At 50.9% G+C, this 22,442-nt stretch carries 25 protein-coding genes and 1 tRNA gene; 17 read left to right on the plus strand and 9 right to left on the minus strand.

The annotated features are described in order from the left end of the window. The first annotated feature begins 281 nt into the window (after window positions 1–281). The 3 genes from IBX50_RS04590 to IBX50_RS04600 are packed head-to-tail and all read left to right on the plus strand — an operon-like array spanning window position 282 to window position 4,001. Window positions 282–2,474, plus strand: a complete 2,193-nt coding sequence (locus IBX50_RS04590; RefSeq protein ID WP_292253779.1) for a TRAP transporter permease — start codon at window positions 282–284, stop codon at window positions 2,472–2,474. A gap of 19 nt (window positions 2,475–2,493) precedes the next feature. Further along, window positions 2,494–2,946, plus strand: coding sequence for a universal stress protein (locus tag IBX50_RS04595; RefSeq protein ID WP_292253781.1), 453 nt, complete (start codon window positions 2,494–2,496; stop codon window positions 2,944–2,946). A gap of 38 nt (window positions 2,947–2,984) precedes the next feature. Continuing rightward, window positions 2,985–4,001 (plus strand): TAXI family TRAP transporter solute-binding subunit, encoded by a 1,017-nt coding sequence (locus IBX50_RS04600; RefSeq protein ID WP_292253783.1) that lies wholly within the window; start codon window positions 2,985–2,987, stop codon window positions 3,999–4,001. Window positions 4,002–4,071: 70 nt separating this feature from the next. On the opposite strand, the gene IBX50_RS04605 is transcribed toward IBX50_RS04600, so the two are convergent. The 3 genes from IBX50_RS04605 to IBX50_RS04615 form a co-directional block, all read right to left on the minus strand. Further along, complete coding sequence (locus IBX50_RS04605; protein ID WP_292253784.1) at window positions 4,072–4,341, minus strand: late competence development ComFB family protein; 270 nt, start codon at window positions 4,339–4,341, stop codon at window positions 4,072–4,074. A gap of 23 nt (window positions 4,342–4,364) precedes the next feature. Continuing rightward, complete coding sequence (locus IBX50_RS04610) at window positions 4,365–5,204, minus strand: protein-glutamate O-methyltransferase CheR (protein WP_292253785.1); 840 nt, start codon at window positions 5,202–5,204, stop codon at window positions 4,365–4,367. A gap of 80 nt (window positions 5,205–5,284) precedes the next feature. Further along, window positions 5,285–6,223, minus strand: a complete 939-nt coding sequence (locus IBX50_RS04615; RefSeq protein ID WP_292253793.1) for a chemotaxis protein CheV — start codon at window positions 6,221–6,223, stop codon at window positions 5,285–5,287. A gap of 101 nt (window positions 6,224–6,324) precedes the next feature. Between IBX50_RS04615 and flgA the strand changes: the two genes are divergently transcribed. The 14 genes from flgA (at window position 6,325) to mnhG (ending at window position 16,550) form a co-directional block, all read left to right on the plus strand. Continuing rightward, the gene (gene flgA / locus IBX50_RS04620) at window positions 6,325–7,032 is read left to right on the plus strand and encodes a flagellar basal body P-ring formation chaperone FlgA (protein ID WP_292253796.1); all 708 of its coding nucleotides are present in this window, start codon (window positions 6,325–6,327) and stop codon (window positions 7,030–7,032) included. 96 nt (window positions 7,033–7,128) lie between these two features. Next, window positions 7,129–7,419, plus strand: coding sequence for a flagellar biosynthesis anti-sigma factor FlgM (flgM, locus tag IBX50_RS04625; protein ID WP_292253798.1), 291 nt, complete (start codon window positions 7,129–7,131; stop codon window positions 7,417–7,419). Window positions 7,420–7,554: 135 nt separating this feature from the next. Continuing rightward, complete coding sequence (locus IBX50_RS04630) at window positions 7,555–8,046, plus strand: flagella synthesis protein FlgN (RefSeq protein ID WP_292253800.1); 492 nt, start codon at window positions 7,555–7,557, stop codon at window positions 8,044–8,046. 44 nt (window positions 8,047–8,090) lie between these two features. Beyond that, a complete protein-coding gene (locus tag IBX50_RS04635) occupies window positions 8,091–8,819 on the plus strand; it encodes a flagellar brake protein (RefSeq protein WP_292253802.1) in 729 nt (242 codons plus the stop codon). A gap of 38 nt (window positions 8,820–8,857) precedes the next feature. Beyond that, a tRNA-Arg gene (locus tag IBX50_RS04640) sits at window positions 8,858–8,934 on the plus strand. A gap of 205 nt (window positions 8,935–9,139) precedes the next feature. Next, window positions 9,140–9,442 (plus strand): DUF6482 family protein, encoded by a 303-nt coding sequence (locus tag IBX50_RS04645; RefSeq protein ID WP_292253804.1) that lies wholly within the window; start codon window positions 9,140–9,142, stop codon window positions 9,440–9,442. Window positions 9,443–9,526: 84 nt separating this feature from the next. After that, on the plus strand, window positions 9,527–10,522 hold the full coding sequence (hemH, locus tag IBX50_RS04650) for a ferrochelatase (protein WP_366930690.1): 996 nt from the start codon (window positions 9,527–9,529) through the stop codon (window positions 10,520–10,522). Window positions 10,523–10,691: 169 nt separating this feature from the next. Continuing rightward, entirely contained in the window at window positions 10,692–13,076 is a 2,385-nt protein-coding gene (locus IBX50_RS04655) for a putative monovalent cation/H+ antiporter subunit A (RefSeq protein WP_292253806.1), read from the plus strand. Beyond that, window positions 13,073–13,504: a Na+/H+ antiporter subunit B gene (locus tag IBX50_RS04660; RefSeq protein WP_292253809.1), complete on the plus strand. Its 432-nt coding sequence runs from the start codon at window positions 13,073–13,075 to the stop codon at window positions 13,502–13,504. The genes IBX50_RS04655 and IBX50_RS04660 overlap by 4 nt, the downstream gene beginning before the upstream one ends. A 9-nt stretch (window positions 13,505–13,513) precedes the next feature. Further along, window positions 13,514–13,861, plus strand: a complete 348-nt coding sequence (locus IBX50_RS04665; RefSeq protein ID WP_292253812.1) for a Na+/H+ antiporter subunit C — start codon at window positions 13,514–13,516, stop codon at window positions 13,859–13,861. Beyond that, window positions 13,858–15,378, plus strand: coding sequence for a Na+/H+ antiporter subunit D (locus IBX50_RS04670; RefSeq protein WP_292253814.1), 1,521 nt, complete (start codon window positions 13,858–13,860; stop codon window positions 15,376–15,378). Before IBX50_RS04665 ends, IBX50_RS04670 begins: the two co-directional genes overlap by 4 nt. After that, a complete protein-coding gene (locus tag IBX50_RS04675; RefSeq protein ID WP_292253817.1) occupies window positions 15,375–15,848 on the plus strand; it encodes a Na+/H+ antiporter subunit E in 474 nt (157 codons plus the stop codon). The genes IBX50_RS04670 and IBX50_RS04675 overlap by 4 nt, the downstream gene beginning before the upstream one ends. Continuing rightward, window positions 15,845–16,114 (plus strand): cation:proton antiporter, encoded by a 270-nt coding sequence (locus IBX50_RS04680; RefSeq protein WP_292253819.1) that lies wholly within the window; start codon window positions 15,845–15,847, stop codon window positions 16,112–16,114. The genes IBX50_RS04675 and IBX50_RS04680 overlap by 4 nt, the downstream gene beginning before the upstream one ends. Further along, window positions 16,107–16,550: a monovalent cation/H(+) antiporter subunit G gene (gene mnhG / locus IBX50_RS04685; protein WP_292253821.1), complete on the plus strand. Its 444-nt coding sequence runs from the start codon at window positions 16,107–16,109 to the stop codon at window positions 16,548–16,550. The genes IBX50_RS04680 and mnhG overlap by 8 nt, the downstream gene beginning before the upstream one ends. Window positions 16,551–16,598: 48 nt before the next feature. Here mnhG and IBX50_RS04690 read toward each other — a convergent pair whose 3' ends face one another. Genes IBX50_RS04690 through IBX50_RS04715 form a run of 6 tightly spaced genes read right to left on the minus strand, consistent with a single transcriptional unit; the run spans window position 16,599 to window position 22,383 of the window. Beyond that, window positions 16,599–16,949: a Na+/H+ antiporter subunit G gene (locus IBX50_RS04690; RefSeq protein WP_292253824.1), complete on the minus strand. Its 351-nt coding sequence runs from the start codon at window positions 16,947–16,949 to the stop codon at window positions 16,599–16,601. An 8-nt stretch (window positions 16,950–16,957) separates the two neighbouring features. Further along, a complete protein-coding gene (locus IBX50_RS04695) occupies window positions 16,958–17,227 on the minus strand; it encodes a K+/H+ antiporter subunit F (protein WP_292253827.1) in 270 nt (89 codons plus the stop codon). Beyond that, window positions 17,221–17,724, minus strand: a complete 504-nt coding sequence (locus IBX50_RS04700) for a Na+/H+ antiporter subunit E (RefSeq protein WP_292253829.1) — start codon at window positions 17,722–17,724, stop codon at window positions 17,221–17,223. The genes IBX50_RS04695 and IBX50_RS04700 overlap by 7 nt, the downstream gene beginning before the upstream one ends. Continuing rightward, window positions 17,724–19,238 carry a monovalent cation/H+ antiporter subunit D gene (locus tag IBX50_RS04705; RefSeq protein ID WP_366930691.1) on the minus strand — a complete coding sequence of 505 codons (1,515 nt, stop codon included), beginning with the start codon at window positions 19,236–19,238 and terminating at the stop codon, window positions 17,724–17,726. The genes IBX50_RS04700 and IBX50_RS04705 overlap by 1 nt, the downstream gene beginning before the upstream one ends. Further along, a complete protein-coding gene (locus IBX50_RS04710; RefSeq protein WP_292253832.1) occupies window positions 19,238–19,585 on the minus strand; it encodes a Na+/H+ antiporter subunit C in 348 nt (115 codons plus the stop codon). The genes IBX50_RS04705 and IBX50_RS04710 overlap by 1 nt, the downstream gene beginning before the upstream one ends. Continuing rightward, complete coding sequence (locus tag IBX50_RS04715) at window positions 19,585–22,383, minus strand: monovalent cation/H+ antiporter subunit A (RefSeq protein ID WP_292253834.1); 2,799 nt, start codon at window positions 22,381–22,383, stop codon at window positions 19,585–19,587. Before IBX50_RS04715 ends, IBX50_RS04710 begins: the two co-directional genes overlap by 1 nt. Window positions 22,384–22,442: the final 59 nt, after the last annotated feature.

Genomic DNA, 22,442 nt, shown 5'->3' on the forward strand with positions numbered 1-22,442 from the left:
AGAAGTTGGAAGCCTCACCCGTGGCGCTTTAGCGCTTAGGGCGGGGAGCAGTCACCCGCTGTTGACCAGACTGAGCTGTAGGTGATGTTGATGTATGGGAATCCGCACACTTTGCCATTTTTAGGGGTGGATGGCCGCATAAAACAGGAGGAATGAGTGTCTAGACCTAAGTCTTGATGCTGTGCTGCAGCCCTTGTCATTAAAGCGTCACGTTAAAGTGGCACGTGCATTGCTAACAGCTTTATTCAAATAAAAATCCTTTAACAGGAAGCCTGAACACCATGTCCGATCTAGATAAGTCGCTTGAGGGCCTAAGCCCAGAAGAAAAGCAGAAACTCAAGGAATTGATGGAAAAGGATGCCAAATCAGAGCGCCGCCTGAGCGGGCTCTGGGGTTGGCTGGTTGCCCTGCTGGGCGCAGCCATGGTGTTGATCTATTTCTACGGAGCCGGTTTTGCCGCTCTGAGCACTGAATATCATCTGGGTGTGTATGTGTTGATTACCTTTGTGCTGGTTTTTCTGCTGTACCCAGCCGGTGATCGACGTTATCAGGTTGCCATGGGTATTATTGGCGGTGCTCTGTTATCTGTGGTGTTCAGCAGCTTTTTTGTGTTTGATTCCCCTACCGAATTTTATCGCCAGATCCAGATGTTTACTGAAGTTTGGGGATATGACGGTTTTGGGGTGGCTGTAAAGGATGAGTTAGGTGCGCTGGTGTACAGTCTGCTGCTGATTGTGCCATTTGCTGCGGTGCTGATTACTGCGGATGGATGGATTGTACGGCGCTTCCCCGGCAGCCCATCAGCGACTGATGTGGTGATGGCGCTGATTGTTGCTGCCACTGTGATCTACTGGATCAGCCAGTTTGAGCTACTGAACTACCGTGCCGGTGCTGAAAACGAGTTGGATATGCTGGTCAGTATGATTGGTTTGCTGTTGTCGCTGGAAATCTGTCGCCGTGTGTTGGGTTGGTCCATCACCTTGATTGGTGTGGGTATGATCTGCTTTGCCCTGTTCGGCCCCTATTTGCCCGAGCTGTTTGCACACAGAGGTTTTAGTTTTGAGCGCCTGGCAACGTCGCTGTTTCTGACCACCAACGGGGTATTCGGGGTGATGGCCAGTGTGCTGGCGACCTACGTGATCCTGTTTATTTTCTTTGGCGCTTTTCTGCAAAAGTCCGGTGCAGGCAAATTCTTCATTGAATTACCGCTGGCTCTAGCAGGGCGCTCAACCGGCGGCCCAGCCAAGGTTGCGGTGATTTCTTCGGCTTTGTTTGGTTCGGTATCTGGCAGTGCCATCGCCAATACGGTATCCTCCGGTGCTTTTACCATCCCCATGATGAAACGAGCCGGTTTTAAGCCTCATGTGGCCGGTGCTATTGAGCCGGCGGCCTCGATTGGCGGTATGTTCCTGCCCCCAATCATGGGTGCCGGTGGTTTCCTGATGGCTGAGCTGACGGGTATGCCTTATTCAACCATCATGCTGTTGTCCATCGGGCCGGCTGCGCTCTATTTCCTATCGATCTATTTTATGGTGCATTTTGAGGCCAAGAAAAACGGTCTGGTGGGTATTCAGGGTGAAGAAATTCCTGACTGGAAGCATGTATTAAAAACCGGCTGGTACTTTGCCTTGCCGCTGGTGATTATTACAGTGCTGTTGTTGAGTGGTCGATCTGCCGGTAATGCCGCCTTCTGGGCAACGCTTTCTTGTATTGCTGTCAGTTGGGTGAATAAAGACACGCGCATGGGACCAAGGCAGATTTGGGAAGCGATCCAGGTGGGTGCACGTAACACCCTGATTGTGGGTGCAACCATCGGTGTCATCGGGGTGATTGTAGGTACCATCTCTCTGACGGGTATGGGTCTCAAGTTCTCTGACCTGATCATCTCCATGGCGGGTGGTAGTCTGATTCTGGCATTGATTCTGATTGCGCTGGCGTCTCTGGTGCTGGGTATGGGTGTGCCGGTGACAGCAGCCTATCTGATTGTTGCAGTGCTGGCCGTGCCTGCTCTGGGTGAGTTCGGTGTGGCGGTGATTGCTGCGCACATGATTGTTTATTGGCTTTCTCAGGATTCCAATATTACCCCTCCGGTATGTGTGGCGGCTTATGCCGGAGCAGCCATTGCCGGATCTGATCCCTGGAAAACCGGTTGGACGGCTTTCCGCTTTGCTAAAATGCTGTACGTGATGCCAATGCTGTTTGCCTTTGTTCCAGCCATTCTGCTGGATGGTACGCTGTTTGAAATCATTCAGGCATTTTTCTCGGCAACACTGGGAACCATTGCTTTTGGTGCCTTTGCCATGGGTTATCTGCGCCGTTCCACCAACTGGATGGAGTGGACTATTCTGGGTGTGGGTACTTTCCTGCTGTACTGGCCAAGCCTGATTACTGATGGTGCGGGTCTGGCGCTGGTGGGGCTGGTCTGGTGGCTGCAGCGTGATGCGGCAAATAAACCTCAGGCCGTGGCTTCCTGAATTACTGGAGTGAAAATGAATGGCTGAATATAAAACCCTGCTGTTTGCAACTGATTTTTCGGAAGGTGCATCTAAGGCTGCGGATCATGCCCGCAGCTTGGCAACCCTTTGTAAGGCACGTTTGCACCTGGTGCATGTGATTACCGAACTGTCCGACAAACGGCGCCGTCGCCTGCCGGCTGAGGTGGTTAACACCTTTGTGCGTGAAGTGGAAACTCACGCACTGGAAGACATGCATGCCTTTTGTAGCAAGTTTTTTGCCGATGCTGCTGAAGCGGGCTATCAGGTCACCTCTGAAGTGGTGATTGGTTCCGGGTTTCAGGAGATTTTGAAGCAAGCAGAAACTGTTGGTGCTGATCTAATTGTGATGGGCACCCATGGTCGTACTGGTATTGAAAAAGTACTGGTCGGGTCAACTGCAGAGCGTGTGGTGCGTAATGCCACGGTTCCTGTGTTGACTGTAAGGGAATAATTCCCTCCTACAACATCAAAAAAAGACGAGGAAAAACCATGTTCATGAAAACAATGAACCTCACCCAGTTGTTTCGCAAGCCAGCGACCCTGGTCGCTGCTGCCGTTACTGCTGTAGCCTTGGCTGTTGCTCCAGCGGCGGATGCACAACGCACCGAGCGCCTGGCCTTCTCTGGTGGCCCGGATGGTGGTACGTTCCAGTACTTCTCCAATGGTATTGCCACTCGCCTGTCCCGTGCGATGGATGGCGTGGATGTATCCAATATGGCTTCTGCTGGTTCTGTTGAGAACCTGCGTCGAGTTAACTCCCGTGATGCGGATTTTGGTATTGTTTATTCCGGTGACCTGTTCCTGGGTATGAATGGCCAGCTGACCAACGACACCCGCCGTTATCGTAATGTGCAGGCTGTGGCTTACCTTTACGGTGCGCCCGCCCACCTGCTGGTACTGGATGGCTCAGGTATCAATACTCCCAAGGAGCTGGCTGGTAAGCGTGTTGCTGTTGGTCCTGCCGGTTCTGGTGCTGCTGCTTCTGCTCAGCGTTATTTTGAAGGCCTAGGTCTGTGGAACAAGATCAGCCCACAGTACATCGGTTACAACCAAGGCGCTTCTGCACTGGGTGACCGTCAGATTGACGCCCTGTGGGTCTTTGCCGGTTTCCCGAATGCTTCTGTCATTCAGGCCGCTTCATCCAACCGTGTGCGTCTGCTGCAAACCTTTGAAGCAGCCAAAGCCGGTAGCCTATTCAAGGATCACCCCTACTATGCAGAAGTTACCATTCCTGCCGGTACTTACCCAGGTGTGGATTATGACGTAGTGACTGTTCAGGACTCAGCCCTGTGGGTTGCTGGTCGTCATGTGGCGGAAGACCGTATGCACCAGATGACTGACCTGATTTTCTCTGAAGAAGGTCTGAGCTTCATGCGCAGCGTATCCGGCGCTGCCCGTGCTATGAGTGTTGAAGGTGCTTTGACAGGTATCGTGACACCTGTTCATGCGGGTGCCAAAAAATACTGGGAAGAAAAAGGTCTGACCTTGAGTGCTGACCAGAAGTAATCCTTTGTTGCATAAAATATCCCCGCTTATGGCGGGGATATTTTTTTGATTCAAAGTCAGCAAGCAGTGTTTAGTCACCAAGGTGGGGGTAAGCATCCACCTGCTTGATGGCCTCATCCAGTGCCAGTCTAAGGCGCTCTTGTACCCGTGTTATTTCTTCTTCGGACATATACGCCGCAGTGTCCACATCAAAACGCACATAAAAAGCAGGCAGTTGGTTCAGTGTCAGGCAGATAACGTCTTCGATATAGTCCTGATTTTTGCCTGCTAAACGCGATTCGGAACCGAGCATGCCTTTTAATTTGGTTTCGTAATAGTTGTGTACGTTATCGGTTGCCATGAGGCGTCTCCAGTTGCTAAGGCTTATTTAGCCCGGTAGATGATGCCCGGCTTGCACTGCACCATTTCGTAGAGTTCAGGCATATTCGACAGAGCCTCGGATGCACCGAGGAATAGGTAACCACCCGGTTTTAAGGTGCCGTGAATACGCTTGAGAATGTCTTTTTTCAGGTCAGCTGAAAAATAAATCAGTACGTTGCGGCAAAAAACGATATCAAAACGCCCCAGTATGGAATAGCTGTGCAGCAAGTTCATCATGCGGAATTCGACTCGTCGCTGGATATTGGGATTAATCTTCCAGCGTCCTTCTCCGGTTTGTGAGAAATGTTTGGTCAGGCGATCCTTGGATAATCCACGTCCAATGGCCAGCATTTCATAAGTACCCGAACGGGCAGTGGTTAATGCTGAACTGGAGATGTCCGTACCGATAATTTTTTCACCACCTCGCAAGGCACCAGGGTTCTTGCTGCGGAACTCTTCAATCACCATGGAGATTGAATAGGCTTCTTGTCCGGTGGAACTGGCGGAAGACCAGATCTTTAATGGTTCCGCACCCAGTTTTGGGGCGATCTCGGGTAGTACCCGGTTCTCAAGAATATTAAAAGGGTGCACATCACGAAACCAGAGGGTTTCGTTGGTGGTCATGGCGTCAACAACGGCTTCCTTGAGGCCGGAGCGGGGGTTGCGCTGCATTTCCCGCATCAGATCCGTTAGGCTATCCATGTTTTGCTGGGTCATGATTTTGCCCAGGCGACTGGTGACTAGATACTGTTTGTTGTCGCCCAGCAGAATGCCGCAAGCTTCTTGCAGAAACTTGCGGAATGCTTCGAATTCCTGGGGCCCTAAAGTCTTGCTGATCGACATCCCTCACCACCACTTAACAGATCACAGTCTAAAGGATCATTCATAATAATAACTTATACTCTTCAATGCTACGACTTGTGTCACACTTTGAGACCTGCCGCTGTTTTGATTTGATTGATTACCACTTTTGCCAACTCATCAGCATCGTATTTGGCCAGAAAAAAGTTTGCGCCCACCTTTTTGACCATGGCTTCATTGAAAATACCACTCAGCGAGGAGTGCAACAATACCGGCAGTCCAGACAAGCGTGGATCCTGTTTGATCTTGTTTGTCAGGGTGTAGCCATCCATTTCCGGCATTTCGATGTCTGAGATGATCATCAAAAACTCATCTGCCACATCCTTGCCTTCATCTGCAAGATTGTTCAAGAAGTTCAGTGCTTCACGGCCGTTGGTCAGACTGGTGAAATGCACGCCAGTTTCAGCAAGATTACGCTCAACCTGATGCCGTGCCACGGTGGAGTCATCCACCAGCAGGATATGGAAGTCACTGGCAATAGACTTGATGTCATCAGTCAGCACCTCTGGAGATACTCCTTGGGCAAAGGGATCTACACTGGCGATGATTTTCTCAACATCAATGATTTCAATGAGCTGGTTATCCATCTGGGTTATGGCGGTGAGGAAGCTGTCCTTGCCACTGCCTTTGGGTGGTGGATGAACTTCTTCCCAGTCGATATTTACAATTCGGTCAACTTCACTGACCAGAAACCCCTGGGTGCGTCGATTGTATTCGGTAACAATAACAAAGTGGGTCTCTGGTTTTTCCATCGGCGGCTGGTGGATGGCCATGCCTAGATCAACAATGGAAATGGCACCATCCCGCACGTGCGCAACACCACGAACCTCCGGTGTATGATGGGGGAGATTGGTTAGGCGTGGGCAGGGGATAATTTCCTTTACCTTAAAAACATTGATGCCGTAGAGTTGTCTTCCTTTCAGGCGGAACAATAGTAATTCCATACGGTTACCGCCAGCGATCTTGTTGCGTGCTGCCAGCTTGCCTGCAGAATTTGTCATAAAATGCTCTTTTAAGATTTAGGAAAATGTTAGCCCGGATCTGCAGTGAGTATAAACCGCTGCGGCAAAGATTTCTAAAATTCCTTGTAAGGTTTTCTGTTATGTCGGCTAAATCTTTATCGGTTTATGGTTTGTTTATGGTGCTTTTCAGTTGGGTTCTACCTTCGTTTGCCCAGAATCAGAATGTGGCACAATTGCAGGTGGATGCCAGTTACTGGATCGATCAACAGCTGAGTGGACAGATGGGGCGTTATGAGGTGCAGTTCTCAGCACTGGATCCTCGCTTGCGTCTGGCTGCGTGTCAGACCCCCGTAGATATTGAGCCGCATGGTGGTGGCGAGCTGCGCGGACGCGTCAACCTGAAAATCAGTTGCTTGGATCAGGGATGGTTTGTTTATCTGGCTGTAGATATACAGCGTTTTGTACCTGTGGTGGTGGCAAGAACTGCTCTGCCACGTGGTACGGGTCTGACACCACAGGTGCTGATGGTGCAGGAGATGGAGGTATCCAGGGTCAGGGGTGATTATTATACCTCAATCAACAGCCTGAACGGAATGCAGCTACGCAATCGGGTACGTGCAGGAGATGTTATCACTCATGTTAATCTGATGGCTGCCGATGCGGTCAATAAGGGTGAACAGGTGGTGATTAGTGCCATCAGTAGCACTGGCAGTCTGGGTGTGCGCATGGCGGGTGAGGCCCTGGACAATGGCAAGATTGGTGACCAGATCAGGGTGCGTAATATTCAGTCCGGTCGAGTGATTCGGGCTATAGTTAAAGGGCGCGGGGCTGTTGAAGTACGTTTTTGATAACTCCCGACTTTTTTTAAAAAAAGACTAAAGTTTTTAAGATGTAGGCCGAAAACCTTTTGTAACAGTAATTTGATAAACAACGGGTACCTCATCATGGCTATCGAACTCAACGGCATTGGCAACAGCCTGAACCCCAGGGTCAGGAGTGGTGACCAAACTGTAGCCAAGGATACACTTGCAGCATCCAGCTCTGCGGCCATATCATCAGCTGCTGATCGTGTTGAACTCAGTGCTCATGCCCAGCATTTATATAAGAATGATGAAGAAGGCACCTTCGATTCCGCGCGAGTTGAAGCAATCAAAAAACAGATTGCTGAAGGCAGCTACGTAATTGATTACAAGAAGCTGGCAGGCAAGCTGATGGATCTGGAATCCAGACTCTGATTCTGACTGCTTCTGACCAAGTCAAAACGTTGTTGCAAGATCTAGTAACCTGCCCTGAGCTTCTCGCGGCAGGTTCTTTTGTATTGGGTGATGATCCGCTACACTGCAGCCAGTTAAATCACTGAGGAGTTTTATGTGTCCAGACCTCCAGTTCAAGTATTCAAGGATCAACTGGTAAAGGCCATTGAGCACCTCCAGGCACTCCTGTTGCTGCTTGAGGATGAGCAGGGTTTGTTGCAGGGTGCACAAAAGACCAGTGATGTGCTGGAAGAAATGACAGAAAAGAAAAACCAGCTGCTGGTGTTGATTCAGCAGGATATCGATGAGCGCAGGACTTTTCTTGAGCAGCAGCAGTTGAGTGCGGACATGGAGGGTGTGGATGCTTTTTTGGACAGCCTGCCGGATGCTGCATCCAGGGCATTACGTCAGGGCTGGAACAAGCTGGTATCCCTGCTGGAAAAAGTGCAGCAGCAGAACCTCAATAATGGTCGTCTGATTAACCGAGCTGTGCAACATTTTGATATGTTGTTGAACGCAATGAAGGCATCTCAGGGCAAAGTCAAGGTTTATAACCCCTCCGGTAGTGCCGGGGATTTGAATATCCCCAGAAATCTTGGCAAAGCTTGAGTTATCCACGTTAGTTTCTGCATGATGTAAACGAGATCGTCCCGATGTCAAAAAGTATGGACTGTGAACATATCATCAGCCGTCCGGCAGAGATAGCCAGTATTCTAAGCTTTCTGCAGCGGCATCATTCACCCATTACGGTTCACTTTCGTGGGCTGAATCAGGGTTATCTGAGTCTGGTGCTGGCGGTGGATCGCAAGGAACAGGTCTTTTATCTGGATGAGTTGAACCCACCCAGTGGCCACAAACGTGCACTGGCGGGCGAAGAGTTTTCTGTACGTGGTGCTGAAGAAGGCATTTCAATTTTCTTCAGTCATTGCAAGGTTCTTAAGGTGATTGAAGAGGATGAGGGTGCGGTTTACCGTGTCGGCTTCCCCAACACCCTGATGCACAACCAGAAGCGTGATGCCTTCAGGGCGCATGTGATGCGCAGCCTGGAAGTACCTGTCTCTCTCTTGGCCTATGAGCGGCAGCAGTCCATGTCGGCACGCTTGCTGGACATTTCCAGCACCGGCTGCAAGCTGGAGTTTGAAACGCTGGTGGAGCCTCCCTTCAAGCCGCTGGAGATTTTTGAAGAGATGACCATCAATATGCCGGAGTTTGAAAAGGAAGTGACACTGCCGGTTGAAGCGCGTCATGCCATTTACAATGAGCACAAAAGTAAAACCACCTGCGGTTTCCGTTTCATTAATGTAAATGGCGCAACTCAGGCAGAAATAGATCGCTTTGTGATCTTCCTGCAGCGTGAAGCCCGTCGTCTGGACATGCGCTGAATTTAAACGCTATAATCCTGCCCCCTCCAAACAAGTGGGTCTCCGTAGCTCAGCTGGATAGAGCGTCCCCCTCCTAAGGGGAAGGTCACAGGTTCAAATCCTGTCGGGGACGCCAATAAAATCAATACCCTTCACACATTTGGTTGTCTCTGAGCTTCCAGTTGTTTTGTGCTGGTTGGTGTCATTTACTTGTCATTGATCTGCTGCAAACTGCGGTTCTGAAGGTGGATAACAAACAAAAGTTGTACACCCGGTTGAACTTTTTTGTGCTATCTGGAACCAATTACCCATGAAGCTCTATTAAAAATAAGGAGAGAACCATGCAAATCAAAGAGTTAAAAAAGATGCTGCAAACGCATCCAGATGCGGAGGTCCGGATTATCAGCCATGCCTCCAGCCGTTTTTATCTGGTGCAGATTAGCCTTGGAACAGAGCTGGATATTCTGAGTGGTTGGCGGGGTCAGCCCAGGGTTTTCCGTAGTCTTGATGAGGCGACAGGTGAACTTAAGCGCCAGGGCATTTATCGCGCACTGCTGGTGCATCATGTTGCTAATGATGAAGTGATCGGTCGTGACGCTTATTATTCAGGTCTGCAAGGTAGTGCTGTTCCTCTCTGCTTGTAATCAGCTGTACAAAAGTTATACATGGTGACCCGTTTTTGATAAAGTAGCCCCCATGCTATTTTAATGGACTGACGAGGGTTGCCTGTGTCTTCAATCAAACCACCTTTTGCTGTGATGCTGGTGAATCTGGGTACCCCAGACGCGCCAACTCCTGCCGCTGTAAAAAAATATCTGGCCGAATTTCTCTGGGATCGCCGTGTGGTGGATGTTGCCCGTCCCCTCTGGTGGCTGATTCTCAACGGCATCATCCTGCGTACTCGTCCGCGTCGTGTGGCACACAACTACCAAGAAGTCTGGACTGATGAGGGCTCCCCGCTGTTGGCGATCAGCAAGAAACAACGGGATGAACTGCAGAGGAAATTACAGCAGGAGCTGGGTGAAAAAATCCCGGTATTGCTGGCAATGACCTATGGTTCTCCCTCCATGGAGGATGTCGGGCGTGAGTTGCGTCAGCAAGGTATTGAGCGAGTATTGGTCTTGCCGCTTTATCCACAGTTCTCCGCCACCACTACAGCGGCTGCCTTTGATCGTCTTGCTGCCAGCCTGAAGCCTTGCCCTCACTGGCCGGAATTTCGCTTTATCCGTGATTATCACCAGCATCCGGCTTATATCCGCGCACTGGCTCAGTCCGTGCGCCAGTCCTGGAGTGAGCAGGGGCGTGAGTCAGAGAAGCTGGTGATGTCTTTTCATGGCATTCCTGAGCGTTATGCGGAGCAGGGTGATCCTTATCCTCGTCATTGCAAAAAAACCGCCGAATTGCTGGCTAAAGAGCTGGGTTTGAAAGATAGTCAGTGGTTACTGACATTTCAGTCGCGCTTTGGACGTGAGCCTTGGTTGCAGCCTTATACGGATGCCACGATGGAGCAACTGGGTAAGGATAAACTGCGGGGATTATCAGTGATTTGCCCGGGATTTAGTGCTGATTGTCTGGAAACTCTGGAAGAAATTCAAGTTGAAAACCGTGAGATTTTTGAGCAGGCGGGTGGTCAGGATTTTACCTATATTCCGGCCTTAAATGATCGTGCTGAACACCTGCAAATGATGGTTGAGCTGGTTTTGCAGCACTCTCAGGGCTGGTGATTTTTAGGTATCGCAGTGCGGCAGATTGTCGCACCTTGATGCTTTCTCCTTCTTATTTAATCCGTGTGAGTCAGCTGGCTGGGTGTGTTCTGGATTATCTTGTCGGGTAAAACAGGCTGTATTAGTCTGAATTGATCCGATACTGATTCTTACAAGGAAATCTGAACCCATGCAGTTAGCTGTGTTATCGGGCTTCCTTTTGGCAGCCTTGGTTCCCCTATTGAGTGGCGCTTTTGATCGGCGACTGGGTTGGTTGATTGCGCTTTTGCCTGCCGCACTGGCGCTGTGGTTCGGCAGTCATCTGCCGCTGATCATGGCCGGGGAGGTGATTACCCATGAATGGGCCTGGATTCCTGGCCTGGATATTTCACTGACTTTTGTGCTGGATGGCCTGTCACTGTTGTTTGCTCTGTTGATCACAGGGATAGGTACTTTGGTGTTTCTCTACGCCAGTGGTTATCTGGCGGGTCATGTTGATTTAAATCGTTTTTATGTGGTGTTGCTGGCTTTTATGGCCTCGATGCTGGGGCTGGTGTTGTCGGACAGTCTGATTACCCTGTTTGTATTCTGGGAATTGACCAGCATCACCTCTTACCTTTTGATCGGTTTTAACCATCAGGATGCAGATGCTCGCAAAGCAGCACTGCAAGGGTTGTTTGTGACTGTCGGTGGCGGCCTGGTGTTGTTGGCCGGTATGGTGCTGCTGGCTCAAATGGCGGGTAGTTATTCCTTGCAGGAGATACTGACTCAGGGTGATGTATTAGCCAACCATCCATTGTATCTGGCTGCTCTGCTGTGTTTGCTGGGTGGTGCTTTTACCAAATCAGCCCAGTTTCCGTTTCATTTCTGGCTGCCTAATGCCATGGCCGCACCCACCCCGGTCAGTTCGTACCTGCATTCTGCCACCATGGTAAAAGCCGGTGTGTATCTGCTGGCGCGTCTGCATCCCGCCATGGGTGGTACAGAGATCTGGCAAACCCTGTTGCCTTTGTTTGGTGCTACAACCATGTTTGTGGGTGCTTTTCTGGCGATTCGCAGTACTGGCATCAAAAAGCTGCTGGCCTACTCCACCATTATGGCATTGGGAACCCTGACCCTGTTGCTGGGAATTGGTACAGAAACCGCAATGCTGGCTTTTGCTGCCTTCCTGTTAGGGCATTCACTCTACAAGGGTGCTCTGTTTATGGTGGCCGGTGCGCTGGATCATTCCACTGGCACCAAGGATGTCACTGCCATGGGTGGGCTGCGTAAGGTGATGCCGATCACAGCAGCTGCGGCACTGGTTGCAGGTTTGTCCCTGGCTGGGTTGCCGCCTCTTTTTGGTTTTGTTGCCAAAGAGCTGATGTTTGAAGCTGTACTGACTGGCTCTTATCTGCTGGCTTATACCCTGGTGCTGGCTTTGGTTTCATCCATGCTGGTGATTGCCGTGGCTGCCATAGTGGCACTTAAACCTTTTTTTGGTGTGTTAAAAACAACACCGCGTACCCCCCATGAAGCGGGCGGATCGATGCTGGCTGGTCCTGTGGTGCTGGCTTCCCTGTCACTCTTGTTTGGCTTGTTCCCTGGTGTTGCCGGCATCTGGTTGGTACAGGCCGCTGCCAGTAGTGTTGCGGGTGAACCCTTAATTGCCAACCTGTATCTCTGGCATGGCATTAATGCCCCTTTGTTGATGTCACTGGCCAGTCTGGTGGTGGGTGCTTTAATTTTCTGGCGCTGGGAGGGTTTCCGTCAGCGTTTGTCAGTACTGGACCCACTCATTGCACGGGGTCCGGAGGCTGGTTATTACAAAATGATGGATGGACTGGTGTGGCTGGCTGCCTGGCAGACACGGGTTTTGCAGAACGGTTCCATGCGTAATTACCTCAGTGTGATTCTGATGACACTGGTGCTGTTGGTGGGTTATACCCTGCTGTGGCGTTATCAGGTGCACTGGAACTGGGAGCTGGATGTACAACTGCACGAGTTGATTATTGCCGGCTTGCTGGTGGCGGCCACCGCTGTGGCCTGCACCACCCGTTCACGTCTAGGTGCTGTGGCCTCGATGGGGGTTCTGGGTTTTTCCGTGGCGCTGATTTTTGTGTTGTTCAGTGCGCCGGATCTGGGTATCACTCAGGTACTGGTCGAGACCCTGACTGTGATTCTGCTGGTACTGGTGTTGTTCCGTCTGCCTGGTTTTGTCAGTCTCTCCACTCCGCGTCAGCGTATCCGAGATGCCGCAGTGGCGTTATTAACCGGCGGCCTGATGACGCTGCTGATCATGAAAACCATCGATGTACAGGTGTTCCCCAGTATTTCTGAATACATGGTGGCTCAGAGCCAGCCGCTGGGTTACGGGCGTAATATTGTCAACGTCATTCTGGTGGACTTCCGGGCACTGGATACTCTGGGTGAGATTTTTGTTCTGGCTCTCGCTGCGATCGGTGTTTACGCCATGCTCAAGTTGAATCCAGGCACTGAGCCTGGCTCCAATCTGCGTGGAGGCAGTTTGATTCTGCCTGCGCGGGAAGAAGAAGCAAAAGCAGACAAGTCTTCTGAGGAGGGGCGCGCAGCATGATGAAACCCGGAACCCTGATTCTCTATGCTGCTGCTCGTTTTTTGATGCCGTTGCAGCTGATGTTTTCTTTCTTCCTGCTGTTTCGTGGTCACGATGAACCCGGTGGTGGTTTTATTGCCGGATTGGTGGCTGCTGGAGCTTTTTCACTCTATCTGTTTGCTTTTGGTTCAGAATTGACCCGCGATCTGATGCGGATTGATCCTCGCACCCTGATCGGCTGGGGGTTGTTGCTCGGTGTAGTGTCAGCCTTTCCTGCCTTGTTGGTTGGACAGCCTTTACTGACCGCACAGTGGTGGCCAATTCCTCTGCCGGGTGGTGTGGAATTTAAACTATCCACACCACTGATTTTTGATATCGGGGTTTATTTTGCCGTGATCGGCACAGTGATGACCTTTGTGGTTGCCCTCGCTGAATCTGAAAAAATCTGAGGTGAAATAATGGAACCCATAATGGCCGTGGTGGTGGGGCTGATGTATGCCGCTGCCATCTACATGATGCTCCGGCGCAGTATTGTGAAACTGGTGATAGGTCTGATGCTTTTGTCCAATGCCGCCAACCTGCTGATTTTTACTTCGGCAGGGATGACACGGGGCGCTCCTCCGCTGATTCCGGAAGGTGCCATGGCGCCGGAAGGGCTGGTGGCTGATCCCTTGCCACAGGCATTAATTCTGACCGCTATCGTGATTGCCTTTGGTGTGTTGGCATTTGCGGTGGTGTTGATTCACCGGGCTTATGCAGTGATTAAAGCGGATGATCTGGACCAGATGAAGGAAACCGATACATGATACTGGTGGCTTTACCGATTTTTATTCCACTGCTGTGTGGTGCTCTTTCTCTGCTGGCCTGGCGCAGCAGTCTGGTACAACGCTTAATCGGCCTAGCCGGTACTTTGGCTTTGCTGGTGGTGAGTGTGTTGCTGTTGCTGGCAGTGCGTGAAGAGGGCCATGTGGTGATGCACATGGGTAACTGGCAGGCACCTTTTGGTATCACGCTGGTAGCAGATTTGCTCAGTGCCATCATGGTATTGCTAACCGGCATGATGGGGCTGGCGATTGCCATCTACTCACTGGCGACCACCTCGAAAAGTTATGAGCGTTTTGGTTATTTTCCGCTATTGCATCTGCTGCTGGCTGGGGTAGTCGGCTCTTTCCTGACCGGTGACATCTTTAACCTGTATGTCTGGTTTGAGGTGATGCTGGTGGCTTCTTTTGCCCTGCTGATTCTGGGTGGAGAACGCTCACAGATGGAAGGTGCCATCAAGTATGTGACGCTGAACCTGCTGTCCTCAGCCATTTTTCTCAGTGCCATAGGTCTGCTGTATGGTCTGGTGGGCACACTGAACATGGCGGATATTGCCGTGAAGCTGGCAGAAGCTGAACACACCGGCATGGTGGATGTGATTGCGGTAATGTTTATGGTGGCTTTTGGCATCAAAGCGGGTGCCTTCCCACTGTTCTTCTGGTTGCCTGCCTCCTACCATACGCCTCCGGTGGCAGTGTCGGCACTCTTTGCCGGGTTGCTGACCAAGGTGGGGGTGTATGCCCTGTTCCGGGTATTTACGCTGATCTTTAATCACACACCAGAGTTCACTCACCAGTTGTTGTTGTGGGGCGCTGCTTTCACCATGCTGACCGGTGTACTGGGTGCAGCGGCACAGTTTGAATTCCGTCGCATCTTGTCGTTTCACATCATCAGTCAGATAGGTTACATGTTGATGGGGTTGGCGCTCTTTACCCCGCTGGCGCTGATTGGTGGAGTGTTCTACATCACCCACCACATCATAGTAAAAACCAACCTGTTCCTGGTCAGTGGTGTGGCACACCGACTGCTGGGTTCTTATGACCTGAAAAAACTGGGTAGCCTGTATAAAGAACGTCCGTTTCTGGCAATCCTGTTCCTGATTCCAGCGCTGTCACTGGCTGGTTTGCCTCCTCTTTCCGGCTTTTTTGCCAAGTTCATCATCATTCGTGCCGGTATCGAAGCCGAAGCTTGGTTGGTCACCGGTATCGCGCTGCTGGTTGGTTTGCTGACACTCTATTCAATGATCAAAATCTGGGCAGAAGCTTTCTGGAAAGCTGTACCTGAAGGGATTTCAACCGATCGATTAACAGGTAAACAGCCTGATCCGGGTCTGGTGTGGATGTACATTCCCATAGTGCTGCTGGCAGTTTGTACCCTGCTGATCGGTCTGTATGGTCAACCCGTGTATGAACTGGCCGAAGCCTCGGCTGCTCAGCTGATGAACCCGTCCGGTTATATTGAGGCCGTTCTGGGTACCAGTGTACCGGGAGGTGAACGATGATTGCCTTTATGTGGAACCTGTTGCTGGCGCTGATCTGGGTGGTGCTGACCGGGGTGTTTAATGGTTACAACTTTTTAATCGGTTTTCTGCTGGGATATGGCTCCTTGTCGATTCTGCAGCGGCATATCACCTTGTTGAATGGTTATTCACGCCGTTTGCCGAATCTGATTCGTTTTGTGTTGTTCTTTTTTAAAGAGCTGATCAAGGCCAATTTTAAAGTGGCTTTTGATGTGATCACTCCGATCTGGTACATGAAACCAGGCGTGATTGCCTTGCCGCTGGAAGCACGCACAGATCTGGAGATCACCCTGGTGGCGAATCTGATTTCATTGACACCCGGTACCCTCAGTCTGGATGTGTCGGATGATCGGCGAGTCTTGTTCATTCATGCGATGTTTCTGGATAATGAAGAAGAACTACGGGCAGAGCTGAAGGAAATGGAACGTCGTGCCTTGGAGATACTGAGATGAAGCTGGCAATAACTCTGACTTTTATTTTGATGAGCCTGGCGCTGGTGGTGGTTTTTATCAGGCTGGTGAAAGGACCAACTTTGCCGGATCGAGTGGTGGCTCTGGAACTGATGGCCTCAATTATGGTGGGCATTATTGGTGTCCATGCCATTTATACCGGCTCCAGCAGTTTTATTGATGTGGCCATTGTAATGGCCTTGACGGCTTTTCTGGCCGCCATAGGTTTTGCCCGCTTTCTGGAACGTGGAGGGCCTCGCCATGATTGATTGGCTGATTATTTTATTGTTGTTATCCAGTGGTTTTTTTATGCTGCTGGCAGCCTTGGGTATTCTGCGCTTACCGGATCTGCCCACCCGTATGCATGCCAGTACCAAAGCAGGTGCTTTGGGTGCAATACTGGTAATGACTGCTGCTGGTTTGTTTTTTGGTGAGGCGGTGGTGGTGACTAAAGCCGTGGCGGTGATTCTGTTTATTCTGATCACTGCACCCATCGCAGCACATGCTATAGGCCGTGCCGGTTATTTTGTCGGTGTACCCTTGTGGGAAGGTAGTGTTAAAGATGAACTCAAATCCAGTTATGATCCGGAAACCCACCGGCTGGTGAGTGGTCTTGAGACTGCAGATGAGCTGGATGCCTATCGCAAGAACCTCGACATCAAACCACGCATCAAACCCAAGCGCAGGAAAAAGAGCAATTTCTGAGTCAGAAGCGGCCAACTGAACCAGCCGCTGCCTTAAACGTGACCTTCTTCAAAGAGATGGATTGTTGCGTTTTTCTGCTGCTTTCCTCACATCCAGCCCAGTGGTGCCGTCAGTGACCCGTGTTTTAACGTGGATAGCAGCTTTTGCCATCATGTGGGCACTAACGGGCGCTGTGATGAATAGAAAAATGGTCACCAGCACTTCATGAAAGCTGAAAGCCTCTTCTGATCGTGTAAAAAAGATCATTGAGGCAATCAGCAAGCCGCCAATTCCCAGCGTAGTGGCTTTGGTCGGTGCGTGCAGACGCATAAAAAAATCCGGTAGCCTTGCCAGGCCGATCGAGCCAACCAGCATAAAAATGCCGCCTAACAGTACAAAAAAAGCGATGACATAGTCCATGATCTTTCCTATTCAATAATATCGCCGCGCAGCAGGTACTTACACAGAGCTGCGGTGCTGACAAAACCCAGCAGTGCAATCAGCAGTGCTGCCTCAAAGTACAGGGGTGAGCCCATGTACATGCCAAAAATAATGATCAGGGCAATGCTGTTGATATACATGGTATCCAGCGCCAGAATCCGATCCGCCAAATCCGGCCCCTGAATCAGTCGCCAGAGATTCATGATCAATGCCAGGCAGACCATGCCACTGACCAGCAGAAGTGCAAGCTTCAGCATCCAAAAATCTCCTTCAGTGGTGCCTCGTAACGATTTTTGATTTGATCGATCATGTCCTGTTCATTGGTGATATTCAAGGCGTGGACAAAGAGCCAGCGATGATCCTCTGAGACCTCACAGCTCACGGTGCCGGGAGTCAGTGACACCGTGCTGGCCAGCAGGGTAATCGGCAGCTCACGGGTGATATCCAGTGGGATGGCAATAAAACCAGGTTTCATCCGTTTTATCGGTCCCACCACCAGTATTGCCACTTCCACGTTGGCGGTGATGATATCAAAGAGCACCTTCAGGAAATATTTTACCGCCAGCAAAGGCTTTTTAGCGGAGGGCTGCGGTAGTTGCAGTTTTGCCAGCAACAATGGGATGGTTAAAGCCAGAAAACTGCCCAGCACCAGATGACCCGGTGCCACCGAGTTGTTCAGCAGCAACCAGACCACCAGCAACAACAGGCTGTGGGTTGGCATGGGCAGAAAACGGAAACGGGGATTAGCTTCCATCAATGGCCTCCTGCGGGAAGAATCAGATCAAGAGTTTGTTGGGTATCAAACAGCTGCTCAGCGGCCAGTTGCATGTACTCGGTAAAATAACCACCAAAAATCACCATTAACGGAGAGCAGATCAGCAACAACCAGATTCCCGACATTTGCAGCATAGGTGCTTTTTCTGCATTAGGATCATCACCACTGACCCGCCAGAACAGACTGGTTCCGGCACGTGACAGTGCTACCAGCGCAGCCAGACCACTGATCAACAAGGCAGGCCACATCCAACTGGCTTCTGCAGTGGTTTCCGCTGCTTGTAACAACAATACCTTGCCTACAAAACCGGAGAAAGGTGGCATACCAATGACGACCAGTGCAGCAATAAAAAAGGCACTGCCCAGCATTACGGGTTGCAGCAAGCGTCGCCCCGGCACAAACCGATCACCGGGTTTGCCACGCTGGTTTCCAATTACATCTGCCAGTAAGAAAAGTGCTCCTGCAATCAGGGTGCTGTGCACCAGGTAATAGAGTCCAGCAGCCATCGCTTTGGGAGTTTCGAGTGCGGCAGCAAGCAGTAGTGTACCAACCGAGATAAGCACCAGGTTTGCCGCCACCAACCTTAGGCTGGGACTGGCGAGCACACCTATGGCACCCATTGCCAAAGTCAGCAGCGCAAAAGGCCATAACCAGGGCTGGGCAAGACTGGCAAGATCACCGGCTTCAGGCCCGAATACCAGAGTATGAACCCGGTAAATACTGTAGATGCCCACTTTGGTCATGATGGCAAACAGAGCTGCCACTGGTGCGCTGGCAGATGAATAGGTTCTTGGTAGCCAGAAATGCAGGGGCAACAATGCCGCTTTCAGTGAAAACACCAGTAGTAGTAATAAACCACCAGCCTTCACCAATGCTTGTTGATCTTCAGCCAGATCCCGAACTTTTGCCGCCATGTCAGCCATGTTCAGGGTGCCCAGGGTGCCGTAAAGGATACCCAGAGCAAACAGGAACAGGCTGGAGCCAACCAGGTTCAGTATGACGTAGTGCATACCGGCCTGGGTACGTTGCTTGCCACCACCATGAATCAACAAAGAGTAAGAGGCAATCAGTAGCACTTCAAAAAACACAAACAGGTTAAAAAGGTCACCGGTCAGAAAGGCACCATTAATGCCGGTGACCTGAAACAGGAACAGCGGGTAAAAGTGCATACCCACCTTGTCTTCACCACCTGTTGCATAAAGCATGGCACCCAGTGCTAGGATCACTGTCAGCAGCACCAGTAGAGCTGAGATACGATCCGCCACAAACAGGATGCCAAAGGGTGGTTTCCAGTCACCAAGGAAATACAGCTGGGTTGCCTCGGTATGGGTAATCTGCAGCAGGGTTCCGGCAATCAGCAATAGCAGCAGCATGGCAAAAATAGCTGCAATGCGTTGGCGTTCGATGCTGTTGCTCAGTGGTGGCAGCAGCAGAATAGCGCCCGCCAACAAAGGAAAAATGATCGGAAGAATGGTCAGGTGTTGCATCAACATTATTTCTGGCTCCCAGGTGGTGGCGGAGGCAGGCGACCATCAACATGATCATTACCCAGATCCGCTCTGGAGCGCATGGCCAGAATCAGCACAAAAGCCGTCATGGCAAAACCAATCACGATGGCGGTTAATACCAGCGCCTGAGGCAGAGGGTCAGCGTAGGATTCCGAGGCACCCAGCACGGCAGCACCATCCATCTTCAGGCGGCCACTGGAAAACAGAAACAGGTTAACGGCATAAGACAACAAGGTAATGCCAACAACAACCGGAAAGCTGCGCCCGCGCAGGGTCAGAAAAACACCGCAGGCGGTCAGCAGACCAACGCAAATTGCATAGAGCGCTTCCATCAGCGTCTCTCCTCTTTCATTGCAGGGCTGTGACTGGTGGTCAGCTTGCCCAGATTGGCAAGAATCAGCAGTGTGGCACCGACTACAGTCAGGTAAACACCCAAATCAAACAGCATGGCACTGGCTAATTCGAATTTGCCAACCCAGGGCAGGCTGAAATAATCAAACCAGGAAGTCAGGAAGGGGCGGTCAAAGAACCAGCTGCCAATTCCGGTAAATGCAGCAATCAGCAGACCACTAGCCACCATCCACTGATAATTGATGCGCAGGCGTTCTTTGACCCAGTCAACACCATGAGCGATGTATTGCTGGATGATGGCCACCGAAGTGATCAAGCCGGCAATAAAACCACCACCTGGCTGGTTGTGTCCACGCAGGAAAATATAGACCGATACCAGCAGTGCCAGAGGTAACAGGCTTTGTGACACTATCGCCAGCATCATCGGGTGACGATCCGGTGACCAGGGTAAACCTTTGGCATCGGTACTGGGCATGTACAGGCGCATTCTCACAATCAGTTTAAAAATACCCAGTGCAGCAATACCGAGTACTGCTACTTCACCGAGTGTATCCATACCACGGAAGTCCACCAGAATCACGTTGACCACGTTGGTGCCACCACCGCCGGTTTTACTGTTTTCCAGAAAAAATCCGGAAATAGTATCCAGTGGGCTGGTGATCATGGCGTAGTTGATGGTACCAATAACACCACCAATCAAACCGGCCAGACTCAGGTCACGCACCAGGCGGCGAGGATTAGATTCCTTGGGTGTGCTCTGTGGCAGAAAAAACAGAGCCAGCAACAGCAGAATCATGGTGACCACTTCTACCGATAGCTGAGTTAATGCCAGATCTGGCGCTGAAAAACGTGCAAAGGTAATAGAAACAATCAGACCGACTACTGACAGAGTCAACAGCGATACCAGCCGTTTGCGGTTCAGAATCACCGTGGCAATGGCACTGACAATCAGCAGTAATGCACCCACCAGAGTGACACCATCAATTGGCAGTAGTGATTCATGTCCCAGTGTGGCATTCAGCTCAATCATCGGGCCAGCCATCAGGATCAGTGCAGCAAACAACAGCAGGAATACATAACGCTGTAATGAGCCGTTTTCCAGTTTGTCGACCACTGCCGAACAGAAGATCACCAGTTTCTGTACCAGCCACTCAAAAATCAGCTTGGCATCAGGCTCAGGAAACTGGGACTGAAAACGGAACAGGTGGCGACGGTTGTAATAAATCGCCAGCCCGCCCAGCATTGCCATAAAGCTCATCAGCAATGGTATGTTAAAGCCATGCCAGATCGAGAGGCTATAATAGGGCAACTCACCACCAATTACAGCACCGGAAGCCAGTGCCAGCAATGGACCAACAATGTAGCCGGGGATGATACCCAGCAACAGGCACAGACCCACCAGAATCTCCACCGGAACTTTCATGTAACGGGGTGGTTCATGGGGTGTTTTGGGCAGATCCACGGGTTCACCATTAAAGAACACGTCGTGGATAAAGCGAGCCGAATAAGCCACTGAAAATACTGCGCCCAAGGTCGCCAATACCGGCACCATCCAGGACAGTGAGCCAAGTGTGACCTGATCCAGAGTTTCAGCAAAGAACATTTCCTTGGACAGGAAACCGTTCAACAGCGGTACACCAGCCATGGATGCAGCAGCCACCATCGCCAGAGTGGCTGTGTGGGGCATGTATTTCCACAGCCCGTTAAGGCGACGCATGTCTCGGGTGCCGGACTCGTGATCAATAATACCTGCGGCCATGAACAACGAGGCTTTAAAAATGGCATGGTTGATGATGTGGAACACGGCAGCAACAGTGGATAACTGAGTATTCATGCCCAGCAGCAGGGTGATCAGACCCAGATGGCTGATGGTGGAATAAGCCAGCAGTCCTTTTAGGTCATGTTTAAACAGCGCAACATAAGCACCGAGCAACAGGGTGATCAGGCCGGTCATACTGACAATCAGGAACCATAAATCGGTACCTGCCAGCACTGGATAAAAACGTGCCATCAGAAAAATACCGGCCTTCACCATAGTGGCTGAGTGCAGATAAGCACTGACGGGTGTAGGTGCGGCCATGGCGTGTGGTAGCCAGAAATGGAAAGGAAACTGGGCGGATTTGGTGAAAGCACCCAGCAACACCAGTACCAGCACGACTGGATAAGCAGCATGCTGGCGCAGCAGATCACCACTGGCCAGCACCACACTCAGATCAAAACTGCCAACAATCTTGCCGACCAGCAACAGACCTGCCAGCAAAGCCAAACCACCGGCACCGGTAACGGTTAATGCCATGCGCGCGCCTTTGCGGGCTTCCGACTTGTGGCTCCAGAAACTGATTAGCAGAAAGGAGCTGATACTGGTTAATTCCCAGAATACCCATAGCTGAATCAGATTACCGGACAAGACTATGCCTAGCATGGCGGTCATGAACAGGATCAGGTAAGAATAAAACAGCCCCATATTATCCTTGGAGGACAGATAATAACGAGCATACAGAATGACCAGCAGGCCAATGCCGAGAATCAGCAGAGAGAACAAAAATGCCAGGCCGTCCAGACGGAAGGACAGTGATAACCCTGCAAGGGGTATCCACTCAAAACTCTGTTGCAGTGTTACCCCGTTGAATACATCCGGTGCAGCTTGTAATAACAGCAACAAAGCCAGAAAAGGCGGAATGGCTGTAAAAAAAGCAATGGCACTGCGCCCGAGGCGAGATGTCAGCAGGGGAACCAGAGTGCCAATCAGTGGCAACAAGGGTATCCATAACAAGCCCATAGTCAGGTTGGCTCCAATCAGTTGAAGGGGGTCAGAACATGCTAAATGGTTAGAAGTTT

The organism is Marinospirillum sp., assembly GCF_014859565.1.